Below are 5,548 nucleotides of genomic sequence, written 5' to 3' on the forward strand. Positions count from 1 at the left end.
CCCCTGTCCCGCCCTTTCACCGTTTCCGAAGGGGCTCCGCCCCCTCGTACCCCGCCCGGAGGGGCTGATTCAGCCCCTCCGGCGTTTGAGGAGCGGGGTCCGGGGCGGAGCCCCGGTTACGGGAAGGGGCGGGTCAGGGGAGACAACCGCCTTGACCGGGCCGCCCACAACGCGGCCCCGTACACCACCAGCACCAACGCAAGCAGCCCGTAGTAAAGCGTCGGCAGCGGCGACATCGACAGCATCGGGCCCAGAGGCGACACGGGCAGGAGCAGGCCCACGATCGCCAGCCCGGCGACAGCCGCCCGCACGGGCCGCGGCGCGCCGCCGCGGCCCGACCGCAGCAGCGCCATCACCATCGCCTGCGTCAGCAGGTTCTCCGTGAACCACCCCGCGTGGAACGCGTCCTGCCCCGCCTCCGCCCCCAGCGACCGCACCGCCAGCGCGAGCACCGCGAACGTCGCGAGGTCGGCCGCCGCGTTGAGCAGGCCGAAGCCCGTCACGAAGCGGAGCAGGGCGCGGGGGCGCAGCACCGCGGGGCGGGTGTGGGCGCCGGAGTCGCGGTCGAAGGCGAGGGAGAGCTGGGCCGCGTCGAAGAAGAGGTTCTGGACGAGCACCTGCGCCGGGAGCATCGGCAGGAACGGCAGCATCAGCCCGGCCACCAGCATCGCGATCACGTTGCCGAAGTTCGACGACAGGGTGATCCGCAGATAGGCCGTGATGTTCGCGGTGGCGCCCCGGCCGGTGACGATGGCCCGGTCGAGGGAGGTGAGGTCCTTCGAGGCCAGGACGACGTCGGCCGCCTCCCGGGCCACGTCCACGCCGTCGCGCGGGCAGACGCCGACGTCGGCGGCGTGGAGGGCGGCCAGGTCGTTGACGCCGTCGCCCAGGAAGCCCGTGGCGTGGCCCGCGCCGCGCAGGGCGTGGACGACCCGGGCCTTGTGGGCGGGGGCGCAGCGGGCGAAGACGGTGGTGCCGGCGGCGAGGCGGGCGAGCTCCGCGTCGTCCAGTTCGTCGACGCGGTCGCCGGTGACCGGGGTGCCGGGGTCCAGTCCCAGTTCGCGGCAGATCCGGGCGGCGGTGCCCGGGTGGTCGCCGGTGAGGACCTTGACGGTGACGCCGTTCCGGGCGAGGCCGGCGAGGGCCTCGGCGGCGGTGGGCGCGGGGGCGTCGGCGAGGCCCACGAAGCCGGTGAAGGTCAGGTCGCGCTCGTCGGCCTCGGTGTACGGGCGGTCGCGCGCGGGGCGCTCGGCGCGGGCGACGGCCAGGACGCGCAGGCCCTCGGCGGCCAGGCCGTCCGCGCGGCGGGTGAGCCGGGCCCGTTCGGCGGGGTCGAGGGCGCAGCGGTCCAGGACGTCCTCGGGGGCGCCCTTGACGACGAGCGTGTGGGTGCCGGCGAGGGCGAAGCGGGGGTCGCCGGGGCGGCGGACGACGGCGGTGGACAGCCGGCGGCCGGGTCCGCAGGGCAGCGCGTCGACGCCCTCCAGGACCGCGAACCGGGGGTCGTCCCCGTGTGCGAGGACGTCCGCGGCGTCGGCTTCGAGGACGGCCTCGTCGAGGGCGTCGGGCACGGGCAGCTCGGCCAGGTGGAGGGTCCACAGGGCGTTGACGGCGGCCCAGCGCAGGACGTCCTGGTCGGCGTGGCCGTCGGCGTCCTCGGCGAGGGCGAGGACGGGCCGGTCCTCGGTGAGGGTGCCGGTCTTGTCCACGCACAGCACGTCGACCGCGCCCAGGTCGTGGAGGGCGGGCAGCCGGCGGACGATCACCTCGCCGTCGCGGGCGGGCAGCGCCGCGCCGCGCGCCAGCGCGGAGGTCACGATCACCGGCAGCATCTCGGGCGTCAGCCCGACGGCGACGGCGACGGCGAACGGGAGGGTCGCGAGCCCCCGGCCGCGTACGAGGGCGTCGGCGAGCAGGACGAGGGGCGCGGTGAGCAGCATGAACCGGATGAGGGTCCAGGCGATGCCGTTGACCGAGCGGTCGAAGGGACGGAGGAGACGCCCGCGCCCACTGGAATCGGCGCCGGGACGGGCGTCCTGGCCGTCGGCGGGGAGGGCGCCGGAGAGGACGGTGTCGCGCCCGGTGGCGACGACGACGCCGCTGCCGGTGCCGGAGACGACGCTGCTGCCCTGGAGGCACAGATGGCCCGGCGCGGTCGCGGTGGTGGCGGCCGGGGCCGACTTGGCGGCCGGCGCCGACTCGCCCGTCAGCGCCGCCTCGTGGACGGTCAGTCCCGTGGCGCGCAGCAGGCGCAGGTCGGCGGGGACGAGGTCGCCGGGGCCGAGGAGGACCAGGTCGCCGGGGACGAGCTGTTCGACGGGGAGTTCCCGGGTGGCCGGCGGCGCGGACTCGGTGGCCCTGCGGCGGACCGTGGCGGTGGTGGCGACCAGTTCGCGCAGGGCGGCCGCCGAGCGGTCGGCGCGGTGCTCGCCGGTGGCCCGCAGCACACAGCTGACGGTGACCAGGACGGCGATGACGCAGGCCGTGCCCCAGGAGGCCATGACCGCGGAGACCAGGCCGAGGCCGACCAGGACGGCGGTGAAGGGATCGCGCAGGCTGCGCGCGAAGCGGCGCGGCCAGGAGGCCGGGCGGCGGCCGGGGAAGACGTTCTCGCCGTGCCGGGCGAGGCGCTCCTCGGCCTCCGCCTCGGTCAGCCCGCGGGGCCCGCTCTCCAGGGCGCGCAGCACCTCCAGCGAGGTGCCGCCCGTGTCCCGGCCGGGGGCCGTACGGGCCTCAGGCGCCCAGGCCACGGAGGCGTCCGGCGCCGGCGTTCACCCCGGTGTCGGCGGTGTCGGCCCTGCGGTCGGTCTTGCGGTCGGCGAGCTGGCCGACCATCAGCCGGACGATGGTCACCACGTCGGGGTCGTCCACCAGGTAGACCACCCGGCGGCCCTCGCGGCGGGAGCGCACCAGGCCGGCGAGCTTCAGCTTCGCCAGGTGCTGGCTGATGGCGGGCAGCGCGCCGCCGACCCGCTCGGCCAGCCCGCTGACGTCGCTCTCGCCCTGGGCCAGCGCCCAGACCAGGTGCAGCCGCGCGGAGGAGGCGAGCAGGCCGAAGGCGGCGGCCGCCTCGGCCAGCACCTCGGCCGACGGGTCGCATGTGCCGTCGAGGGACCCTTCGAGACTCCCGAAGCTCCCGACGCCTGCCGTCACTGTCGCTCTCCCATCCCCGTGGATCATCCCGGTGGTACGCACGCCCGGGAGGGCCCCAGTCTAGGCACCGCGCCGGGCCGGCGGTCCGACATGCACCCGTCGTGGGATGGGCAGGGTGTATCGACAGGAACCGGTCACAAGGGGGAGGTCATGGAAATCTCGGGAATCGTCAGCGCGATCGTGATCGGCGCGTTCATCGGCGTTCTGGGCCGGCTGGTCGTCCCGGGCCGTCAGCACGTGGGCGTCGTGATGACGGTGGTCATCGGCATCGTGGCGGCCTTCGTGGGCGCCCTCATCTCTCATCCGCTCGGTCTCTACGACACCAAGGGCATCACCTGGCTCGTCTGGGTGGTCCAGATCGTCCTGGCCGCCCTGGGCATCGCCTGGTACGACCGCCGGAAGCGGCGCTGAGGGCGCTTTGCGTGCCCGCGTGGCGTCAGGAGAGCTTGCCGTCGTAGTCCGGCAGCTTGAACGTCCGCTCCGCGTGCCCGCCCACCAGGTCGGTGGTGTTGTTCCCGATGTTGGCGACGATCGAGTAGCCCTTGGCCTCGATCTCCGCCCGCTTGGCGGTCTTGTACGTGCTCACGTCCTGGAAGAGGTCCGGGAGGTGCCGCACGTACAGGCCGTCGACCGGGTAGCCGACCTTGCGCAGGTTCCACTCCGTGGCCGGGGTGAGCACGCCGGGGCGCGCGGTCACGAAGAAGACGTCCGCCCCGCGCTCGTGCGCGAAGCGTGCGAGTTCCAGGACGGGCGCGACGGCGGGCGTGGGCACGGTGGCCCAGTGGAAGTCCGTCTCCAGCGAGGTGTTGTCGATGTCGAGGACGACGGCCTGCTTGCGCCCCTCCGCGTGGGCGGTGCGCTCGGCGACGTAGGGCCTGGCCCGGTCGACGACCGCGCGGACGTCCTTCAGCCAGGCGTCGTGGTCGATGCCCTTGAGACCGGCGGTGCCGGAGGTCCGTGCGGCGGGGGCCGTGGCCTTGGCGGGGGTGGCCGCCTCGGCGGGGGCGGCGGCCGCGCCCGCGAGGGCCAGCACGGCGGCGGCCACGACGGTCGTGGCGGCGCGACGGGCCGTGATCGTTTCGCTCATGCGTGGCATGCTCACGACGCGCGGTGGCGCGTCGGCGACGCGGACCTGAACGTCACCCGACGCGGGGATGCACCGTTGCCGGTGGAACCTACTCCGGGCCCTGCTGCCCAGAGGCCCGAGACGGCGTTCCGTACCAGGCGGTGGAACCGAATGAGCGTACGGCCGTGTACATGGTCTGTGCTGCTCCCGCGCAGTCGAAGCCCGGCTCGGACGGCCGGTCGGCACAGACGCGTCGCATTTCCTCCAGGAAACGGCGATCGACCCAAGCGCGGCGCTCCTCGCCGGGGTCGAGCCGGAGGCCGCCGCCGTAGTTGCGGTAGCCGAAGTCGTGCATGACGCAGGCGGGACGGAAGACCGTGGCCCAGGCGGACGGGGTGGGGGGTGTACACCCGTCGGTGGACCAGTCGAAGGGCGGTACGTGGCGTTGGGCGGCGAATTGCCGGTAGGTCAGGTTCATGAGGGCGTCGGCGCGCTTGCGGAGCGCCGGATCACCGGCTTCGGCGATCGGCGCGGCACCGGTGGCGTCGGCGTTGGCGGACGCGACGGAGCTCTGGGCGGTGGGCACCGGGGCGGCGACGGTGGCAGGGGCGGCAGGCGTGGCCACGGCCAGGCCGAAGAGGGCGGAGAGGACGGGGAGGGCGAGGAACCTTGTGGTCTTCACTCTGTTCCGTCTACGCCTTCGTCATATGGGCGCGCTCCGGAAAGGGGCGGGGTTCGCTCCATAGAAGGACAGCCCTGAGGTGTGTGCGACGGGTCGGCACCGATCCGCCGGACAGGCCTCAGCGCGCACCGGTGAAGTCGTAGGGCATGCCGTCCAGCTTCATATGGAGGACGTACGACGGCGAACCGGTCGTGGCGTCCTTGATGTTGCCGGTCACCGTGTACTGGCCCGTGGCCGTGGCGCCTTCGCCACCGGGGGAGGTGTCGGTCTCCGTCATGGTGCCGGAGCCCTCGACCGTGCCGTCGTCGGCGAGCGTGGCCGCCATGGGGCCGACCTTCTCGTTGACCTGACTGGCCACACCCGTGAACGCGGGTGTGTAGTTCACGGCGGTGAACAGGATCGTGATGTGCCCCGCCTGATCCGCGCCCGGGCCGGTCGCGTCGCTCTGCTTCGCGATGGTGATGAAGCACTCGGGAGACGCGCAGACGGCCCCGTTCAGGCTTCCGCTGTACGTTCCGTCGACATCGAAGGGCGCGACCACGCCGGGGCCCGGCGCCTGGGGGTTCGGCTGCTGCCCGGCCGGTGGGTTCCCGGGGTTCGGGGCGCCGGGCTGCTGCGGTGAGGTGACCTGCGAGGGGGGATGGGGC

The 5,548-nt window shown here is 74.2% G+C and carries 5 protein-coding genes and 1 pseudogene; 1 reads left to right on the forward strand and 5 read right to left on the reverse strand.

Annotated features, from left to right (window positions below; translation table 11 throughout):
• Nucleotides 1–116: 116 nt before the first annotated feature.
• Complete coding sequence (gene mgtA, locus K6I33_RS31040) at nucleotides 117–2,750, reverse strand: magnesium-translocating P-type ATPase (protein ID WP_229357881.1); 2,634 nt, start codon at nucleotides 2,748–2,750, stop codon at nucleotides 117–119.
• Nucleotides 2,734–3,153, reverse strand: coding sequence for a metalloregulator ArsR/SmtB family transcription factor (locus K6I33_RS31045; protein WP_229357882.1), 420 nt, complete (start codon nucleotides 3,151–3,153; stop codon nucleotides 2,734–2,736). The genes mgtA and K6I33_RS31045 overlap by 17 nt, the downstream gene beginning before the upstream one ends.
• A 150-nt stretch (nucleotides 3,154–3,303) precedes the next feature.
• Between K6I33_RS31045 and K6I33_RS31050 the strand changes: the two genes are divergently transcribed.
• Nucleotides 3,304–3,564 (forward strand): GlsB/YeaQ/YmgE family stress response membrane protein, encoded by a 261-nt coding sequence (locus K6I33_RS31050; RefSeq protein ID WP_126915997.1) that lies wholly within the window; start codon nucleotides 3,304–3,306, stop codon nucleotides 3,562–3,564.
• A 25-nt stretch (nucleotides 3,565–3,589) separates the two neighbouring features.
• Here K6I33_RS31050 and K6I33_RS31055 read toward each other — a convergent pair whose 3' ends face one another.
• From K6I33_RS31055 to K6I33_RS31065, 3 genes and pseudogenes are all read right to left on the reverse strand, one after another.
• Entirely contained in the window at nucleotides 3,590–4,240 is a 651-nt protein-coding gene (locus K6I33_RS31055; protein ID WP_229357883.1) for an HAD family acid phosphatase, read from the reverse strand.
• An 88-nt stretch (nucleotides 4,241–4,328) separates the two neighbouring features.
• Nucleotides 4,329–4,901 carry a phospholipase A2 gene (locus K6I33_RS31060; RefSeq protein WP_229357884.1) on the reverse strand — a complete coding sequence of 191 codons (573 nt, stop codon included), beginning with the start codon at nucleotides 4,899–4,901 and terminating at the stop codon, nucleotides 4,329–4,331.
• Nucleotides 4,902–5,019: 118 nt separating this feature from the next.
• A pseudogene (locus tag K6I33_RS31065) lies at nucleotides 5,020–5,548 on the reverse strand (hypothetical protein); the annotation flags it as partial.

This window comes from Streptomyces sp. UNOB3_S3, from assembly GCF_020740895.1.
Lineage (GTDB): Bacteria > Actinomycetota > Actinomycetes > Streptomycetales > Streptomycetaceae > Streptomyces.